Consider the following 21,030-nt stretch of genomic DNA (forward strand, 5'->3'; position numbering starts at 1 on the left):
CAGCGGTGGAGTGCGGAATGCGTGAGTTTGAGACCGAATCGAATCGGGCGTCCGGGTTCGCGGAGCGGCTGACCGAACTGCCCGCCGGTGACCGCGCGGCATTCCTGGCCGACGTCGTCCACGACGCCACCCGGGCCGCGCTGCTGGCGGCGCGCCCGGACGTCCCGGCGGTGCTCGACCCGGAAAAGGCGTTCTCCGACCACGGGTTCGACTCGCTGGCGGCGGTGGAGCTGCACGCGCGGCTCACCGACGCCACCGGGCTCGACCTGCCGGTCACCCTGGCCTTCGACCACCCGACCCCGGCCGCCGTCGCGCGCTTCCTGCACGCGGCGGTGTTCGGGGCCGAGGTCGTCCACAGTGGACTCCCGGCGGCGGGCGACCACGACGAGCCGGTCGCGATCGTCGGCATCGGCTGCCGGTACCCGGGCGGGACGGCGTCGCCAGAAGACCTCTGGCGGCTGGTCGATCAAGAGGTGCACACCATCACCGGGTTCCCGACCGACCGCGGCTGGGACCTCGACGGCCTCTACGACCCGGACCCCGACCGCCCGGGCAGCAGCTACGTCACCTCCGGTGGCTTCCTGCCCGACGCGGGCGAGTTCGACGCGGGCTTCTTCGGCATCGCCCCGCGCGAGGCGTCCGCGATGGACCCGCAGCAGCGCCTGGTCCTCGAGACGGCGTGGGAAGCCCTGGAGCGCGCCAAGATCGACCCGACGACGCTGCGCGGCACGCCCGCCGGCGTCTTCATCGGCGCCGAGGCCCAGGAGTACGGCCCGCGCCTGCACGAAGCCCCCGACGGCCTCGACGGTTACCTGCTCACCGGAAACGCGCCCAGCGTCGTCTCGGGCCGCGTCGCCTACGCGCTCGGCCTCGAAGGCCCGACGCTGACCGTCGACACCGCGTGCTCCGGCTCGCTCGTCGCCCTCCACCTCGCCGTGCAGGCCCTGCGCCGCGGCGAAACGCAGCTCGCGCTCGCCGGCGGCGTCGCCGTCATGGGCGGGCCCGGCACGTTCACCGCGTTCAGCCGCCAGCGCGGCCTCGCCGAAGACGGCCGCTGCAAGGCGTTCGCTGCGGCCGCCGACGGCACCGGCTTCGCCGAAGGTGTCGGCGTCCTGGTCCTGGAGCGGCTGTCCGACGCGGTCGCGAACGGCCACGCCGTGCTCGCCGTCGTCCGCGGCACCGCCATCAACTCCGACGGCGCGTCCAACGGCCTGACCGCGCCCAACGGCCCGTCGCAGCAGCGCGTGATCCACCGCGCGCTCGCCGACGCCCGGCTCGAAGCGTCCGAAGTGGACGCCGTCGAGGCGCACGGCACCGGCACCCGGCTCGGCGACCCGATCGAGGCGCAGGCCCTGCTCGCCGCTTACGGCCAGGACCGCGAGACGCCGCTGCTGCTCGGCTCGATCAAGTCCAACATCGGCCACACGCAGGCCGCGGCCGGCGTGGCCGGCGTGATCAAGATGGTCGAGGCGATCCGCCGCGGCCGGCTGCCCAAGACCCTGCACGTCGACGCGCCGACCCCGCACGTCGACTGGACCGCGGGCGCGGTCGAGCTGCTCACCGAGGCCCGCGAGTGGCCGGCGGTCGAGCGGCCGCGCCGCGCCGGGGTGTCGTCGTTCGGCGTCAGCGGCACCAACGCCCACGTCATCATCGAGCAGGCGCCCGCGACCGCCGACGAGCCGGGCACCACCGAGCCGTTGCCGGTCGTGCCGCTGGTCGTCTCCGCACGCAGTGAGGAAGCCCTGCGGGCCCAGGCGGGCAAGCTCGTGTCCACTGTGGAGGGCGCGGACCTGACCGAGGTCGGCTTCTCGCTGGCCGGCACCCGCGCCGCGCACGACCACCGTGCCGTCGTCGTCGCCGAGAGCACCGAAGACGCCGTCCGCGGCCTGCGCGCGCTCGCCGCGGGTGAGCCGGACGCGTCCGTCGTCACCGGGACCCGCACGCCGGGCAAGCTCGCGATGCTGTTCACCGGCCAGGGTTCGCAGCGGCTCGCCATGGGCAAGGAGCTGTACCTCGCGTACCCGATCTTCGCCGAGGTCTTCGACGAGGCCCTCGACCACCTCGACGTCCAGATGGACCGCCCGCTGCGCGACGTCCTCTTCGGCGACGACGCCGAGGAGCTGAACGGCACCCAGTACGCGCAGTGCACGCTGTTCGCGATCGAGGTCGCGCTCGCGCGGCTGCTGGAGTCGTGGGGCGTCAAGCCGGCCGTCCTGCTCGGGCACTCGATCGGCGAGCTGGCCGCCGCGCACATCGCCGGCGTCTGGTCCCTGGAAGACGCCTGCCTGGTCGTCGCCGCACGCGGCCGGCTCATGCAGGCTCTCCCTGAGGGTGGCTCGATGGTCGCGATCGCCGCGACCGAGGACGAGGTCGGCCCGCTGCTCACCGACGGCGTCAGCCTCGCCGCGATCAACGGACCCACGTCGGTCGTCGTGTCCGGCGAGCGCGCCGAGGTCGACGCCGTCGTCGAGGCCTTCCGCGCGCAGGGCCGCAAGACGAGCGAGCTGCGCGTGTCGCACGCGTTCCACTCGCCGCTGATGGAGCCGATGCTCGCCGAGTTCCGGGAGGTCCTGGAGGTCGTCGAGTTCTCGCCGCCGTCGATCCCGGTGATCTCGAACGTCACCGGCCGCCAGGCGACGCCCGAAGAGCTGTGCTCGCCCGGCTACTGGCTCTACCACGTCCGGCGGGCGGTGCGGTTCGCCGACGGCGTCGCCGCGCTCGCCGCGGCCGGCGTCACCACCGCGATCGAGGTCGGCCCGGACGCCGTCCTCGCGGCGCTGGCCGCCACCGGCCCGCACGGTTCGGACATCTCGTTCGTGCCCGCGCAGCGCCGCGGCCACGCCGAGGTCCCGGCCCTGGCCGGCGCGCTCGGCCGGCTGCACACCCGCGGCGTCCCGGTCGACTGGACCGCGTTCTTCGGCCCGGCCAACGCGGTCGACCTGCCGACGTACGCCTTCCAGCGCAAGCACTACTGGCTCACCGCGCCCGGCCGCGGCGACGCGGCCGACTTCGGCCAGCTCGCCTCCGGCCACCCGCTGCTGGCCGCCGAGATCGGCCTGGCCGACCACGACGGCCTGGTCCTGACCGGCCGCATCGGCCTGCGCTCGCACCCGTGGCTCGCGGACCACGCGATCGCCGGCACGGCCCTGCTGCCCGGCACCGCGTTCGTCGAGATGGCCCTGCACGCCGCCGAGCGCGCGGGCTGCGACGTCGTCGACGAGCTGACCCTGCAGGCACCCCTGGCCGTCCCGGACGGCCGGGGCGTCGAGGTGCAGGCCGTGGTCGGCCCGGTCGAGGACGGCCGCCGCACCATCGAGTTCTACTCGCGCGCCGAGCAGGACGTCGCCTGGACCCGCCACGCCGTCGGCGTGCTGGCCGAGGCGGCGGCCGCCGAGCCCGCCCCGCTGACCGAGTGGCCACCGTCCGGCGCCGAGCTCGTCGCCACCGGCGAGCTGTACGACGAGCTGGCGGCGCAGGGTTACGGCTACGGCCCGCTGTTCCGCGGCCTGCGCACCGCGTGGAAGCGCGATGACGTCGTGTACGCCGAGGTCGCGCTGCCGGAGCGGGACGACTCCTTCGGCATCCACCCGGCGCTGCTCGACGCCGTCCTGCACGCCACCGACTTCGCCCCGGGCGAGGCCCGGGAAGCCGGCGAGATCCGGCTGCCCTTCGCCTGGACCGGCGTGCGGCTGCACGCCTCCGGCGCGGCCGAGGTCCGGGTGCGGATCACCTCGCCGGCCACTGGTGGCGTCTCCATCGACGTCACCGACGCGGCGGGCGCGCCCGTGCTGTCGGTGGAGTCGTTCCGCTCCCGCCCGGTCAGCGGCGCCGACCTGGGCCCGCGGGCCCAGGACCTGCTGCACACGGTCGAATGGACGCCGGTCGCGGCTTCGGACGCGGATCCGGGTGAGGTGCGGCTCGTCAGCGTGCCGGGCGAACGCGGACGGGTTCCGGCCGCCGCCCGCCAGACCGCTCACCTCGTCCTGGAGATCCTCCAGCCATTCCTCGCCGAGGACACTTCGGCCAAGCTCGTGCTGCAGACGCGCGGCACGCTGGCCGACTCCGTCGTGCGCGGGCTGGTGCGCTCGGCGCAGGCCGAGCAGCCGGGCCGGATCGTCCTGATCGAGGGCGAAACCACGGCCACGACGCTGGCCACCGCGCTCGCGTCCGGCGAGCCGGAGCTGCGCGTCGACGGCGACCGCGTGCTGGCCCCGCGGCTCGTCCGCCTGGCCACCGACGCGCCGGCCTGGCAGCCGGACGGCACCGTGCTCATCACCGGCGGCACCGGCGGCCTCGGCGCGCAGGTCGCGCGCCACCTCGTCACCACCCACGGCGTCCGCAACCTCGTGCTGCTCAGCCGCCGCGGGACCGACGCCCCCGGCGCGGCCGAGCTGGTCGCCGAGCTGTCGGAGAGCGCGACGGTGCAGGTCATCGCCTGCGACGTCACCAAGAAGCGGTCGCTCTCGGCCGCGCTGAAGAAGATCGAGCAGCCGCTGACCGCGGTCGTCCACACCGCCGGCGTGCTCGACGACGCCCTGATCGGCTCGCTCACCGAAGAGCGCCTCGACACCGTCCTCGCGCCCAAGGTCGACGCGGCCTGGGCGCTGCACGAGCTGACCTCGGACCTGGCCGCGTTCGTCCTCTTCTCCTCCTCGGCCGGGCTGGTCGACGGCGCGGGCCAGGCCAACTACGCGGCCGCCAACACCTTCCTCGACGCCCTCGCCGAGCACCGCCGCGAGCAGGGCCTGCCCGCGACGTCGCTGGCCTGGGGCCTGTGGACCGACGGCGGCACCGCGCTCGGCATGAGCGCCGGACTGTCCGAAAAGGACTTGAGCCGGATCGGGCGGCTGGGCCTCGCCCCGCTGACCGCGGCCGAAAGCCTGGCCGCGCTGGACGTCGCCATCGCCTCGGGAACGGCCACCGTCGTGCCGACCCGCGTCGACCGCGCCGCCCTGGGCGCCCGCGACGACGTCCCGGCGCTGCTGCGCGGCTTCGTCCCCGCTCATCGGCGTCGCATCGCCGCGACCGCGGGTGAACTCACGCCCGAACGGCAGTTCGCCGAGCGGTTCGCCTCGCTGTCGGAGGCCGACCGCGACCGCGCGGTGCTCGACCTGGTCCGCACGCACGTCGCGGCCGTGCTCGGCCACGACGGCCCGAGCGCGATCAGCCCGGCACGCCCGTTCGGCGAGATCGGCTTCGACTCCCTCGCCGCGGTCGAGCTGCGCAACATCCTCGACTCCGTCACCGGCATGCGGCTGCCCGCCACGCTGGTGTTCGACCACCCGACCCCGCGCGCGCTGGCCGAGTACCTCGTCACGCGGCTCGGCGGCCTGGCCCCGGTCAAGCCGATCGCGCCGGTGACCACGGCCGACCCGGAGGAGCCGATCGCGATCGTCGGCATCGCCTGCCGCTACCCCGGCGGCGTCGCGACGCCGGAGGACCTGTGGCGGCTCGTCGCCGGTGGGGAAGAGGCGCTGACGCCGTTCCCGGCCGACCGCGGCTGGAACGTCGACGCCCTCTACGACCCCGAGCCCGGCAAGCCCGGCCACTCCTACGTCAAGCACGGCGCGTTCCTGCACGACGCCGCCGAGTTCGACGCCGACTTCTTCGAGATCAGCCCGCGCGAAGCGGCCGCCATGGACCCGCAGCAGCGGCTGCTGCTGGAAGTGTCCTGGGAGGCGTTCGAGCGGGCCGGCATCGACCCGGTTTCGCTGCGCGGCAGCGCGACCGGCGTGTTCGCCGGCGTCATGTACCACGACTGGGGCACCCGCCTCGGCACGGTGTCCGACGACATCGCGGGCTACCTCGGCAACGGCAGCCTCGCCAGCGTCGTCTCCGGCCGCGTGTCCTACGCGCTCGGCCTGGAGGGCCCGACGGTCACCGTCGACACGGCGTGCTCGTCGTCGCTGGTCGCCCTGCACTGGGCGGTTCAGGCCCTGCGCCGCGGCGAGTGCACGCTCGCCCTGGCCGGCGGTGTCACGGTGATGTCCACTCCGGACACGTTCGTCGACTTCAGCCGCCAGCGCGGCTTGTCCGCCGACGGCCGCTGCCGCTCGTTCGCCGACGCCGCCGACGGCACCGGCTGGGGCGAGGGCGCGGGCATGCTGCTCGTCGAGCGGCTGTCGGACGCCCAGCGCAACGGCCACCCGGTGCTCGCGCTGCTCAAGGGCTCCGCGGTCAACCACGACGGCGCGTCCAACGGCCTCACCGCCCCCAACGGTCCCTCGCAGCAGCGCGTGATCGCGAAGGCCCTGGCCGACGCGGGTCTCGCACCGTCCGAAGTGGACGCTGTCGAGGGCCACGGCACCGGCACCACGCTGGGCGACCCGATCGAGGCGCAGGCACTGCTCGCGACCTACGGGCAGGACCGCGCCGAGGACCAGCCGCTGTGGCTCGGTTCGATCAAGTCCAACATCGGCCACACGCAGGCCGCGGCCGGCGTCGCCGGCATCATCAAGATGGTCATGGCGCTGCGCAACGAGCAGCTGCCGCGGACCCTGCACGTCGACCGTCCGTCCACTGTGGTCGACTGGGACACGGGTGCGGTGCGCCTGCTGACCGAGGCGCAGGACTGGTCACCCAACGGCCACCCGCGCCGCGCCGCGATCTCGTCGTTCGGCATCAGCGGTACCAACGCCCACGTGATCATCGAACAGGCTCCGGCCGACGCGGAGATCAACCAGCCCGCCGAACCGCAGCCGGAAGCCGTCGTCCCGGTCGCGCTGTCCGGCCGGTCCGCGGCCGCCGTGCGCGGCCAGGCCGCCCGCCTGCGCGAATACCTCGCCGACCACGAGGACGTCCCCGTCGCCGAGCTGGCGCGGTCGCTCGTCTCGACCCGCGCCGCGCTGGAGCAGCGGGCCGTGGTGGTCGCCGGGACCGCGGCGGAGCTGGCCGCCGGCCTCGACGCGCTGGCCGCCGGCGAGCAGAGCAGCGAGCCCGTCACCGAGGGCAAGCTCGCGTTCCTGTTCTCCGGGCAGGGCGCGCAGCAGGTGGGGATGGGAGCCGAGCTGTCGGCGGCCTACCCCGTCTTCGCCGACGCCTTCGACGCCGTCTGCGCCGCGATCGACCCGCTGCTCGACGTGCCGCTGCGCGACGTCGTCTTCGGCACGACCGCGCTCGCCGACCGCGGCCTCCTGGACCAGACGCAGTACACCCAGACCGCGTTGTTCGCGGTCGAGGTCGCGCTGTTCCGGCTCGCCGAGTCGTGGGGGATCGTGCCCGACGCGCTCGCCGGCCACTCGATCGGCGAGCTGGCCGCGGCGCACGTCGCCGGGGTGCTCTCGCTCGCCGACGCGGCGAAACTGGTCGCGGCGCGTGGCCGCTTGATGGGTGCCCTGAGCACGCCGCCGGGGGCGATGGTTTCCCTCGCCACCACCGAAGAAGCCGCGCGGGAGCTGATCCGCGGGTACGAGGACGACGTCAGCATCGCCGCCGTCAACGGTCCCGCGTCGGTCGTCATCTCCGGTACCGCCGACGTCGTGACCCGCATCGAGCGCGCCACCGACGTCCGGACGCGCCGGCTGCGCGTCAGCCACGCGTTCCACTCGCCGCTGATGGCCCCGATGCTCGACGAGTTCCGTGAGGTCGCCGCCGGGCTGACGTTCCACGAGCCGAAGATCCCGATCGTCTCGACGGTCTCGCCGGACGCGGACCTGACTTCGCCGGAGTACTGGGTCACCCACGTCCGCGAAGCCGTCCGCTTCGCCGACGCGGTGACGGCGCTCGCCGCCGACGGCGTGCGGACGTTCCTCGAGCTGGGCCCGGACAGCGTGCTGACCGCGCTGGGCCGCCAGATCGACCCGGACGCCGCGTTCGTGCCCATCGGGCGCCGCGACCGGGACGAGGTGCGCACCGCGCTGACCGCGCTCGGCCGCCTGTACGCCCGTGGTGCCGCCGGCCTGGGCAAGGTGCTCGGCGACGGCCCGATCCGGCTCGACCTGCCGACGTACGCCTTCCAGCACAAGCGCTACTGGCTCGACGCGACCCCGTCCGGCGACGTGACGGCGGTCGGCCAGCAGCCGCTGCCGCACCCGATGCTCGGCGCGGTCGTGCCGCTGTCCGGTTCGGACACCACGGTGCTCACCGGCCGGCTGTCCGCCGGGTCGGTGCCGTGGGTGGCCGACCACGTCGTCAAGGGCGCGATCCTGGTGCCCGGCACCGGGTTCGTCGAGCTCGCCATCGCGGCCGGCGACCAGGTGGGGCACTCGACGGTCGAAGAGCTGACGCTGCAGGCGCCGCTCGTCCTGCCGCCGGACGGCGCCGTGGCGCTGCAGGTCGTGGTCGGCCCCGCCGACGGCGACCGGCGCCCGATCACCGTCTTCTCGCGGCCGGCCGACGGCGACGAGTGGACCCAGCACGCGATCGGCACGCTGTCCGCGGCGCCGCGGCCCGAGCCCGCCGGGCTCACCGAATGGCCGCCCGCCGGGGCGACCCCCATCGTGGTCGAGGGTGCGTACGACCGGCTCGAGGAGCGCGGGTACGGCTACGGCCCGTCCTTCCAGGGGCTCACGGCCGCCTGGAAGCGCGGCACCGAGGTGTTCGCCGAGGTCGCGCTGCCGGAACCGGCGGCGTCGACGGCGAGCCGGTACGGCCTGCACCCGGCGTTGCTCGACATCGCGATGCACGCCGACCTCCTCGGCGACCCGGACGGCGCGACGCTGCTGCCGTTCGTCTGGAACGGCGTCACGCTGCACGCCGCCGGCGCTTCGGTGCTGCGGGTGCGGATCGAACGGCTGAACGGCGACGAGGTGTCGGCCATCGAGGTGGCCGACAGCGAAGGCCGTCCGGTCGCGACGATCGACTCGCTGGTCTCGCGGCCGGTCCGCCGGGAGCTGACCGCGGCGGCCGGTGAGGTGGACGGCTCGCTGCTGAAGATCGCCTGGCAGCCGGTGTCCGTGCCGCAGTCCGACGCCGAGGTCGTGGCCGTGGGCCGCGGCCGGGTCGGGGTGGCCGCCACCTACGCCGGGTTCGCTGACCTCTTCGGCGCCGTCGACCGCGGCGAGCCGGTGCCGGGCGTGCTCACGCTGAGCGTGCCCGAGCGCACCGGCGACGTCCCGGAGACGGCGCGGGCGAACGCCGCTTGGCTGCTCGCCGAGCTGCAGGCCTGGCTGGGCGACGCCCGGTTCGCGGCCACGAAGCTGGCGGTCGTGACGCAGGACGCGGTCCCCGCCGGAGAGTCCACTGTGGACGTGACGCAGGGCCTGCTGTGGGGCCTGGCGCGCGGTGCGCAGGCCGAGCACCCGGGCCGGGTGTTCGTCGTCGACGCCGATGCGGCCACCACGGCCGAGACGCTGGCGGCGGTCATCGCCTCCGGCGAACCCGAAGCCGCGGTCCGCGCGGGGGCTACGCTCGTGCCTCGCTACGCCAAAACTCTCGTGAGTGAGAAACAGGGTTCTAACCCTGTTTCTCACTCACGACCCTGGGGGAGCGGGACCGTGCTGATGACCGGGGGCACCGGCGGGCTCGGCAGCCTGCTGGCCCGCTACCTGGTGGCCGAGCACGGCGTCACGTCCCTGGTGCTCACCAGCCGCCGCGGGCTCGGCGCGCCGGGCGCCGGGCAGCTGGTCGAGGACCTGACCGACCTCGGGGCCCGGGTGCGGGTCGCCGCGTGCGACGTCACCGAGCGCGCCCAGGTCGAGAACGTCCTCGGCGCGATCGACGACCTCACCGCCGTGGTGCACGCGGCCGGGACCGCCGACAGCGGCGTCTTCGACTCGCTGACGGCCGACCGGCTCGACGCGGTCCTGCGGGCCAAGGTCGACGCCGCCTGGCACCTGCACGAACTGACGCATGACCTGGCCGCGTTCGTCTTGTTCTCCTCCGCCGGCGGCCAGGTGCTGCCCGCGGGCCAGGCGAACTACGCCGCCGCCAACGCGTTCCTCGACGGTCTCGCCGCGCACCGCCAGGCCGCCGGTCAGCCGGCGACGGCGCTCGCGTGGGGGCTGTGGGCCGAGAACACCGGCCTCGGCGGCGAACTGGCCGAGGCCGACCTCGCCCGGATGGCGCGGCTCGGCCTGCCCGCGGTCACCGCGGAGCAGGGGCTCGCGCTGTTCGACGCGGCGACCGCCACCGCCGACGCCGTGATCGCCCCGCTGCGGGTCGACGTCGCGGCGCTGCGGGCCCGCACCGACGACCTGCCCGCGTTGCTGCGCGGGTTCGTCCCGCCGAAGGCCCGTCGGACCGCCAAGGCGGCGAAGGCGGCCGACAACGCACTGGCCGCGGAGCTGGCCGCGTTGGCCGACAACGAGCGCGACCGCGTGCTGCTGGACATCGTCCGCACGCAGGTGGCCACCGTGCTCGGCTACGCCGACAAGTCCGAAGTGGATGGTGCGCGGGCGTTCAAGGAGCTCGGCTTCGACTCGCTCGCCGCGGTGGAGCTGCGCAACCTGCTCGGCAGCGCGACCGGCCTGACCCTGCCCGCGACGCTGATCTTCGACCACCCGACCGCCAAGGCGGTGGCGGACTTCGTCAAGGGCAAGCTGCTCGGCGCGGTCGCCAAGGTGCCGGCCACGACGACCCGGACGAACGCGTCGATGCAGGAGCCGATCGCGATCGTCGGCATGGCCTGCCGGTACCCCGGTGGCGTCCGGTCGCCGGAGGACCTCTGGCAGCTGCTCGTCGACGAGGTCGACGCCGTGTCGGAGTTCCCGACCAACCGCGGCTGGGACATCGACAGCATCTACGACCCCGAGCGCGGCAAGCGGGGCAAGACCTACGCCCGGGAAGGCGGCTTCCTCCACGAAGGCACCTTGTTCGACCCGGCGTTCTTCGGCATCGGCCCGCGCGAGGCGCTGGCCATGGACCCGCAGCAGCGGCTCCTGCTGGAGACGGCGTGGGAGGCCATCGAGCGGGCCGGCATCAACCCGACCGCGCTGCGCGGCAGCATGACCGGCGTCTTCACCGGCGCGATGTACGACGACTACGGCAGCCGCGTCCCCGGCGCGCCCCTCGACGTCGCCGCCTACATCCCCAACGGCAGCTCGGGCGCGGTCGTCTCCGGCCGCATCTCCTACCTGCTGGGGCTGGAAGGCCCGTGCATGACGGTCGACACCGCGTGCTCGTCCTCGCTGGTCACGTTGCACCTCGCGGTGCAGGCGCTGCGAGCGGGGGAGTGCGGGCTGGCCCTCGCGGGCGGCGTCACGCTGCTCTCGCAGCCGGATCTCTTCGTCGACTCCAGCCGCCAGGGCGTGCTTTCGCCCAACGGCCGGTCGAAGTCCTTCTCGGCCGCGTCCGACGGTGTCGGCTGGGCGGAAGGCGCGGGCCTGCTCCTGCTGGAGCGCCTGTCCGACGCCCAGCGCAACGGTCACGAAGTCCTGGCGGTGGTCCGCTCCAGCGCCGTCAACCAGGATGGCGCGTCCAACGGCCTCACCGCGCCGAACGGGCCGTCGCAGGAACGCGTGATCCACGCGGCCCTCGCGGCCGGCGGCCTCAAGCCGTCCGAAGTGGACGCCGTCGAGGCGCACGGTTCGGGCACGAAGCTGGGTGACCCGATCGAGGCGCAGGCGCTGCTGGCCACCTACGGCCAGGACCGGCCGGACGGGCAGCCGCTGTACCTGGGCTCGGTGAAGTCCAACATCGGCCACGCGCAGGCTTCGGGCGGCGCGGCGGGCGTGATCAAGGTCGTCCAGGCCATGCGGCACAACATGCTGCCGAAGTCGCTGCACATCGACGCGCCGTCCCCGGTCGTCGACTGGACCACCGGCGACATCGAGCTGCTGAGCGAGGCCCGGCCGTGGCTGCCGAACGGCCGCCCGCGCCGCGCGGGTGTCTCGTCCTTCGGTATCAGCGGGACGAACGCGCACATCATCATCGAAGAAGCGCCGCCGTCCACTGTGGAGCGTCCGCGCCGGACCGCGCCGCCGCTGGCGTCGGTTCCGCTGCCGATCGCCGGGACCACGGCCGCGGCGCTCGCCGACCAGGCCGCCCGGGTCGCCGCGCACCTGCGGGCCAACCCGGAACTGGACCTGACCGACGTCGGCTACTCGCTCGCCACCGGCCGGGCCGCGCTCGACCACCGCTCGGTGGTCTTGGCGGCGAACCGCGACGCGGCCTTGAAGGCCCTCGACGGGCTCGCCGGCGGCGGGACCCCGGCGGGCACGGTCACCGGCACGACCAGCGCGGCCGACCTGACCGCGTTCCTCTTCACCGGCCAGGGCGCGCAGCAGCCGGGCATGGGTCGCGAGCTGTACGAGGCCTTCCCGGTCTTCGCCGGCGCGTTCGACGAGGCGTGCGGGCTGTTCGACACCGAGGTCCCGCTCAAGGACGTCATCTGGGACGGCAGTCCGCTGCTGAACAAGACGGCGTACACGCAGTGCGCCCTGTTCGCGATCGAGGTCGCGCTCTACCGCCTGGTCGAGTCGTGGGGCCTCACGCCGGACTACGTCGCCGGGCACTCGATCGGCGAGCTGGCCGCGGCGCACGTCGCCGGGGTCCTCTCGCTGGCCGATGCCTGCGCCCTGGTCGCCGCTCGCGGCCGGCTGATGCAGGCGCTGCCTTCGGGCGGTGCGATGGCGGCGATCGCGGCCACCGAGGACGAGGTGCGCGCCGCACTCCCGGCCGGGGTGGACGTCGCCGCGATCAACGGCCCGCGGTCGGTGGTCGTCTCCGGTCCCGAGGACGCGGTGAAGGCCGCGATGGCGGTCTTCAAGGAGGCCGGCCGGCGCGTGAAGCAGCTGGTCGTCTCGCACGCCTTCCACTCCGCGCTGATGGAGCCGATGCTGGCCGACTTCGCCGTGGTGGCGGAGAAGCTGACGTACTCGGCCCCGGGCATCCCGGTCGTCTCCAACGTGACCGGCCGGATCGCCACCGCCGAGCAGCTCTGCTCGCCCGAGTACTGGGTGAACCACGTCCGCGACGCCGTGCGCTTCGCCGACGGCGTCGGCACGCTGCTCTCGGCCGGCGTCACCCGGTTCGTCGAGCTGGGCCCGGACGCGGTCCTGACCGGCATGGCCCGCGAGTGCGACACGTCGGTCGCCGACCGGCCCGACCGCGTCGTGGGCGTGCCCGCGCTGCGCCGGGGCCGCGACGAGGTGCAGACGCTGTTCACCGCGCTGGCCACGGTGTACTCGCGGGGCGCGAAGATCGACTGGCGGGCCCTGTTCGCCGGCCGCGGTGCGTCCACTGTGGACTTGCCGACCTACGCGTTCCAGAACAAGGAGTACTGGCTCAACGCGACGAAGCCGGCCGGCGACGTCGGTTCACTGGGCGCCAAGTCCGCCGCGCACCCGCTGCTGGGCGCGCTGGTGGAGCTGCCCGACGGCGGCGCGGTGCTCACCGGCCGGCTCGCGGTCGACAAGCAGACCTGGCTGGCCGACCACGTGGTGCTCGGACGGACGATGCTGCCGGGCACGGCCTACGTCGAGCTGGCCCTGCACGCCGCCGACCAGGTCGGCTGCGACCTCCTGGAGGAGCTGACCCAGCAGGCTCCGCTGCTGCTGCCCGAGGAGGGCGGCGTCGACCTCCGCGTCGTCGTCGGCGCTCCCGGCGCGGACGGCCGGCGCGAGCTGTCGGTGCACTCCCGCGCCGAGAGCGGGTGGACGCAGCACGCGGCGGGCACGCTCGCCACGGGTGCACAACCGGCGGAGTTCGACCTGACGGCGTGGCCGCCCGAGGGCGCCGAAGCCGTCGACCTCACCGGGCTCTACGACGACCTGGCCGGGCTCGGCTTCGGCTACGGCCCGGTGTTCCGGAACCTGCGCGCGGTGTGGCTGCGCGAGGGTGAGGTGTTCGCCGAAGTGGCGCTGCCCGAGGGCACCGCGGCGAGTGAGTTCGGCCTGCACCCGGGGCTGCTCGACTCGGCGCTGGGCGCCACGGACTTCCTCGTCCCGGGCGGCCCGAAGGCGCTGACCGAGACGACGATCCCGTTCGCCTGGAACCAGGTTTCGCTGCACGCTTCCGGAGCTACGACGCTGCGGGTGCGGGTCCGCAAGGAAGGCAAGGACGCTTCACTGGCCCTCGCCGACGCGGCCGGCACACCGGTCGCGTGGATCGAGTCGCTGGTGACGCGGCCGGTGTCGGAAGGCCAGCTGGGTGCCAAGGTGCCCGACTCGCTCTACCGCATCGACTGGCAGCCCGCGGCGGGTGTCCGCCTGGTCAAATCCCTCGAGGGCTGGGCCGTGCTCGGCACCGACGACCTCGGCCTCGGCGTCCCGACGCACGACGAGCCGGTGGCCGCCGACGTGCTGGTCCTGCCGGTCGTCTCCGCCGACGGAGACGTGCCCACCCGGGTCCACGCGACTGTCCAGGCCACGCTGAAGCAACTGCAGGCTTGGCTCGACGGCTCTTCCGACGGCAAGCTCCTGGTCGTCACGCGCAACGCCGTGGCCGACGACCCGGACCTCGCTCAGGCGCCGGTCTGGGGCCTGGTCCGGGCCGCGCAGGCGGAGAACCCCGGCCGGGTCCAGGTGGTCGACGTTGACGACCTGCCCCAGTCGCTGCGGGCCCTGCCCGCGGTGGTCGCCTCCGGTGAGCCGGAAGCGCTCGTCCGGGTCGGCGAAGTCCGCGTGCCACGGCTGGCGAAGGTCACGACGGTCGGCGACCCGGTCGAGTGGGATGCGGACGGCACGGTGCTCATCACCGGTGGCGCCGGCCTGCTCGGCGGCCACCTGGCCCGGCACCTCGTCGCCCGAGGGGCGCGGAAGCTGGTCCTGACCAGCCGGCGCGGTCTCGATGCACAGGGGGCTCGCGAGCTGGTCGAGGAGCTGGGTGCTTCGGTGACCGTCGCGGCCTGCGACGTCACCGACCGGGACGACCTGGCTCGGCTGATCGAGTCGCTGCCCGATCTGACCGCTGTCGTGCATGCTGCCGGGCAGATGGACAGCGCGGTGCTGACCGCGCTCACTCCTGCGCAGGTCGAGAACGTGCTGCGGCCCAAGGTGGACGCGGCCTGGCACCTGCACGAGCTGACCGCGTCGCTGGACCTGAAGGCGTTCGTCCTCTACTCCTCGGCGGGCGGCCTGCTGCTCGCCGCCGGGCAGGCGAACTACGCGGCGGGCAACGTCTTCCTGGACGCGCTGGCCGAGCACCGCACGGCGCTGGGCCTCCCGGCGACGTCGCTGGCCTGGGGGCCGTGGGAGGGCAGCGGCGACGCCGTCGACCTGACGCACGTCGCCCGGTACGGGCTCGCGGAGCTGGCCGTCGCCGACGGTCTCGCGCTCTTCGACGCCGCCCTGGCGGCCGGTGAGCCGACGCTGGTGCCGGTGAAGCTGGCCGACCTGCGGGAGGCCGACCGGATCGCGCCGCTCCTGCGGGGCCTGGTCACGGCCACCCCACGGCGGGCCGCCGCGGCGGGTCCGGTGACCGCGGCGCCCGAGGCGGGCTTCGCGGACAAGCTGACCGGGATGTCGGCCGACGAGCGGGAAACCGCGCTGCTGCAGCTGGTCTGCGAGCACGCGGCGGCCGTCCTCGGCTACGACGACGCTTCGGCGGTCGGCGTCGAGAAGGGCTTCACCGACCTGGGCATCGACTCCCTGGCCGCGCTCGAACTGCGCAACCGGCTCGGGGCCGCCTGCGGGCTGCGCCTGCCGGCGACGCTGATCTTCGACTACCCGAGCCCGCTGCCGCTGACCCGGTTCCTCCTCGGCGATCTGCTGCCCGAGCTCGGCGAGCCGGTCGAAGAGGTGGCCGAGGCCAACGGAACCGACGAAGTGGCCGCCATCGCCGGGATGGACCTGGCCGACCTGGTCAAGTCCGCGATGGCGGGCACCCAGACCGACGGAGGGGACTCCCAGTGACTCAGGCGCCGTCCACCGAGCAGATCGTCGCCGCGCTGCGCCAGTCCATGATGGACAACGAGCGGCTCAAGGCGGACAACCAGAAGCTCACCGCGGCGATGAGCGAGCCGATCGCCATCATCGGGATGGGCTGCCGGTACCCCGGCGGGGTGACCACGCCGTCGCAGCTCTGGGACCTCGTCGCCGGCGGCACCGACGCCGTCGGCGAGTTCCCCGAGGACCGCGGCTGGGACACCGCGGCGCTCTTCGACCCCGCCGGCCGGCCCGGCACGACGTACTCGAAGGAAGGTGGCTTCCTCTACGACGCCGCCGACTTCGAGCCGGAGTTCTTCGGCATCTCCCCGCGGGAGGCCCGCACGCTCGACCCGCAGCAGCGGATCGTGCTGGAAACCGCGTGGGAGGCCGTGGAACGCGCCGGGATCGTGCCGTCGACGTTGCGGGGCAGCAAGACCGGCGTCTTCGCCGGCGTGATGTACCACGACTACGGCGCGGGCAGCAGCGACGGCAGCCTCATCTCCGGCCGCATCTCCTACACCCTCGGGCTGGAAGGCCCGTCGGTGTCGGTGGACACGGCGTGCTCGTCGTCGCTGGTCGCCCTGCACTGGGCGGCCCAGGCGCTGCGCCGCGGCGAGTGCTCGCTGGCGCTGGCCGGCGGCGTCACGGTGATGGTGACGCCGGACATGTTCGTCTACTTCAGCGAGCAGCAGGGGCTGTCCCCGGACGGCCGGTGCAAGGCCTTCGGCAGCGGAGCCGACGGCGTCGGCTGCTCCGAAGGTGCCGGAATGCTATTGCTGGAAAGGCTTTCCGACGCGCGTCGCAACGGCCACCACGTCCTGGCCGTGCTGCGGGGGAGTGCGGTGAACTCCGACGGCGCGTCCAGCGGCATCACCGTCCCGAACGGACCCGCGCAGCAGCGGGTGATCCGCGCGGCGCTGGCCGACGCCGGGCTGAAGCTGTCCGATGTGGACGCTGTCGAGGCGCACGGCACCGGCACCAAGCTCGGTGACCCGATCGAGGCGCAGGCGCTGATCGCCACCTACGGCAAGGCGGCCACGGCCGACCGGCCGCTGCACGTCGGGTCGTTCAAGTCGAACGTCGGCCACACGCAGGCGGCCGCCGGCGTCGGTGGCGTGATCAAGATGGTGGAGGCACTGCGGCGCGGCGTCCTCCCGCGCACCCTGCACGCCGACGAGCCCTCGCCGCACGTCGAATGGACGGACACGGTTTCGCTGCTCAGCGAGCCGAAGCCGTGGCCGGAGACCGGGCGGCCGCGCCGCGCCGGCGTGTCGTCGTTCGGGATCAGCGGGACCAACGCGCACGTGATCGTCGAGCAGGGCGACCCGGTGGCGCGTTCTTCGGACGACGGACCGGTGACTTGGCTGCTGTCCGCCAATGACCCGGAGGCCCTGCGGGCGCAGGCGGGCAAACTCGCTTCGTCCGTCGGTGAAGCGTCCACTGTGGACGTCGGGTTCTCGCTGGCGACCACGCGGACGCCGGCCGAGCACCGCGCCGGGGTCGTGGCCGCCGACCGGGCCGCCGCGATCCGCGCGCTGACCGAGTACGCGGCCGGCCGGACGCCGGCGGGTGTCGTCGAGGGCGTGGCTTCCCCTGGCCGGACGGCGTTCCTGTTCACCGGCCAGGGCGCGCAGCGCGCCGGGATGGGCCTGGAACTGGCGGCGGCGTACCCCGCGTTCGCCGAGGCCTTCGACGTCGTCGCCGCCGAGCTGGACAAGCACCTCGACGTGTCGCTGCGGACCGTGCTGGGCTCCGACGAGACCGGGTACACGCAGCCGGCGTTGTTCGCCGTCGAGGTCGCGGTGTTCCGGCTGATCGAGTCGTGGGGCGTCACGCCGGACTACCTGCTCGGGCACTCGATCGGCGAGCTGGCCGCGGCGCACGTCGCCGGGGTGCTCTCACTCGAAGACGCGTGCACGCTGGTGACGGCCCGGGCGCGGTTGATGCAGGCGCTGCCGGCCGGAGGCGCGATGGTCGCCGTGGCGGCGGCCGAGGCGGACGTCCTGCCGCTGCTGACCGACGGCGTGTCGATCGCCGCCGTCAACGGCCCGGCGTCGGTGGTGCTGTCCGGGGACGAGGACGCGGTCCTCGCGGTCGCTTCGAAGTTCGAGAAGACTTCGCGGCTGAAGGTGTCGCACGCGTTCCACTCGGCGCTGATGGAGCCGATGCTGGCGGACTTCGCGTTCATCGCCCGGAACCTGACTTATGCCGAGCCGTCGATCCCGATCGTGTCGACGGTTTCGCCCGATGCCGACCTGACCTCCCCGGAGTACTGGGTGAGCCAGGTGCGCGACGCCGTCCGGTTCGCCGACGGGATCCGCACGCTGCTCGACGCGGGCGTCACGACGTTCGTCGAGGTCGGCCCGTCGGCGGTGCTGACCGCGATGGGCCAGACGTGCCTGGGCGCGGACGACCCGGCGGCGTTCGTCCCGGTGCTGCGCAAGGACCGGCCCGAAGGCGAGTCGGCGGCTGTCGCGGTGGCTTCGCTGTTCGTCGCGGGGGCCACTGTGGACTTCTCGGCGTTCTACGCGGGCGGTGCGCAGGTGGAGCTGCCGACGTATGCGTTCCAGCGCAAGCGCTACTGGCTGGAGAACCCGACCGGCGCCCGCGTCCGCGGCGTCGCCGAGGTCGGGCAGCGCGACGCCGAACACCCGCTGCTGGGTGCCGTCGTCGTCGCGGCCGACTCGGGCGGTGCCGTGCTGACCGGCCGGCTGTCCGCGCGGACCCAGCCGTGGCTCGCCGACCACGTCGTGCAGGGCTCGATGCTGTTCCCCGGCACGGCGTTCGTCGAGCTGGCGATCCGCGCCGGGGACGAGGTCGGCTGCGGGCGGCTCGACGAGCTGACCCTGGCCGCGCCGCTGATCGTGCCCGCGGAAGGTGCCGTCCGGCTGCAGGTCGTCGTCGGTGCGCTCGAATCGGAGCAGCGCTCGCTCGCGATCTATTCGCAGGCCGAGGACGCTTCCGAGTGGGTGCAGCACGGCAGCGGCCGGTTGTCTGCCGCTTCCGGCACTCCGGTGGCGGTGCCGGAGTGGCCGCCCGCCGGGGCGACCGAGATCGACGTGACCGCCCGCTACGACGAGCTGGCCGCGCAGGGCTTCGACTACGGCCCGGTGTTCGCCGGGCTACGGCGCGTGTGGCAGGTGGGCGACCGGCTCGCCGCCGAGGTGGCGCTGCCCGAGGGCACCGACGCTTCGGCGTTCGGCCTGCACCCCGCGCTGCTCGACGCGGCGCTGCACACGATCGGCCTCGCCGGGCCGACCGAGGACAAGCCGGTGCTGCCGTTCGCGTGGTCGGGTGTGTCGCTGCACGCCGCCGGCGCGTCGGACCTGCGGGTCGTGCTCGCTTCGGACGTCGAGAACACCGTTTCGCTGACCGCGACGGACACCGCCGGCGCGCCGGTGCTCAGCGTCGAATCGCTGTCGCTGCGGCCGATCGCGGCGGACGCGTTCCGCGCCACGCGGTCGGCGGTGGACGACTCGCTCTTCCGCGTCGAGTGGCAGCCGTACGCGGGCGACGCCGTTTCGGGCGTCTCGTCCGCGGTGCTCGGTACTGGTTTCGACTTGCCGGGTAAGTCCTATGTGGACCTTCCCGCGCTGGTGGCCGACGGCGTGCGGCCGGACGTGGTGTTCGCGCCGTTCGTGGCGCCTGCGACGGCATCGCCGGTGGCGGCGCGCGAGGCGACGCACCGGTTGCTGGCGCTGGCCCAGGCCTGGGTCGCCGAGGAGTCCTTGGCGTCGTCGCGGCTGGTCGTCGTGGCGCGCCGGGCGATCGGGACGCGGCCGGACGAGGGTGTCGAGGACCTGACGCACGCCGCGCTCTGGGGCGTGATCCGGACGGCGCAGCTGGAGTACCCCGACCGGTTCATGGTCGTCGACGTCGATGGCGGCGAGCTGCCCCTGGACGCGGTGCTCGGCGCGATGTACGCCGACGAGCCGGGGGTCGCGGTGCGCGACGGCGCGGTGCTGGTGCACCGGCTGGCGAAGTACGTACCTTCTCCGGTTCCGGTTGCGCTGGATCCCGACGGAACGGTGCTGGTCACCGGCGGCACCGGTGTACTGGGCCAGCTGATCGCCCGGCACCTGGTGACCGAGCACGGCGTCAAGCACCTGCTGCTGACGAGCCGTCGCGGGGCCGCGGCGCCGGGGGCCGGCGAGCTGGTCTCGTCGCTGACTTCCCTGGGAGCCGAGGTTTCCCTGGTGGCGTGCGATCTCGCCGACCGCGAAGCGGCGGCGGAGCTGCTCGCGGGGGTCGAGCTGGCGGCGGTGGTGCACACCGCGGGTGTCGTCGACGACGGCGTCCTGCTGGCGCTGACGCCGGAGCGGATGGACGCGGTGCTGCGGCCGAAGGTGGACGCGGCGTGGAACCTGCACTCGCTGACCGCTTCGCTGGACATCCCGTTCGTCCTGTACTCGTCGGCGGGCGGCACGCTCGGCGCGGCGGGACAGGCGAACTACTCGGCGGCGAACGTCTTCCTGGACGCGCTGGCCCACCACCGGGCGGCCACCGGGCGGCACGCGGTGTCGCTGGCGTGGGGCCTGTGGTCCGAGGGCGGCATGTCGGGCGAGCTGGCGGAGACGGACCTGATCCGGATGGCGCGTTCGGGCGTGTTCGGCCTGTCGTTCGACGACGGGCTTTCGTTGTTCGACGCGACTTTCGGGACGTCGGAGCCGGCGCTGGTGCCGGTCCGGCTGGACATGTCCGGCCTGCGGGCGGACGCGCACAGCGTCCCGGCGATGCTGCGGGGCTTGGTGCGCGGCGGTCGTCGCCGCGTGGAGGCTTCGGACGACTCGTGGGCCCGGATCGTGGCGTTGCCGGCGGCGGAGCGCGGTCGTGCGGTGCTGGACCTGGTGTGCGGCACGGCAGCGGTGGTCCTGGGCCACGAACGCCGGGACGCGGTCGACCCGCGCAAGGGCTTCATCGAACTGGGCTTCGACTCCTTGACGGCGATCGAGCTGCGCAACCGCCTGGAATCGGTGACGGGCCGGCGCCTGCCGGCGACGTTGATCTTCGACCACCCGTCGGCCTCGGCGCTGGCGGAGTTCCTGGGCGCGGACCTGGCCGACCCGCCATCGGCGGTCGAGGTCCGGTTGACGGACCTGGAGGCCGAGCTGCGCTCACTGGACGCGGCCGCGCGCGCGGCGATCGTGGGCCGGCTGCGCGAGCTGGTGGCGACGTTCTCCCCGGCGGACCGCGAACTCGAGGAGGCGGGCGCGGACGAGCTGTTCGCGATGCTGGACGAAGAGCTGGAGTCCCAGGGGTAGGTTTCCCGGCTGCCTCCCCCGGC

Annotated in this window: 2 protein-coding genes; both read left to right on the forward strand. The window is 74.1% G+C overall.

All coding sequences use genetic code 11. The annotated features are described in order from the left end of the window. Positions 1–17 precede the first annotated feature (17 nt). A complete protein-coding gene (locus tag ACIRSS_RS34790) occupies positions 18–15,731 on the forward strand; it encodes an SDR family NAD(P)-dependent oxidoreductase (protein ID WP_400902540.1) in 15,714 nt (5,237 codons plus the stop codon). Beyond that, positions 15,728–21,007, forward strand: coding sequence for a type I polyketide synthase (locus ACIRSS_RS34795; RefSeq protein ID WP_400902542.1), 5,280 nt, complete (start codon positions 15,728–15,730; stop codon positions 21,005–21,007). The genes ACIRSS_RS34790 and ACIRSS_RS34795 overlap by 4 nt, the downstream gene beginning before the upstream one ends. The last annotated feature ends 23 nt before the right edge of the window (positions 21,008–21,030 follow it).

Source organism: Amycolatopsis sp. NPDC101161, assembly GCF_044768185.1.
Lineage (GTDB): Bacteria > Actinomycetota > Actinomycetes > Mycobacteriales > Pseudonocardiaceae > Amycolatopsis.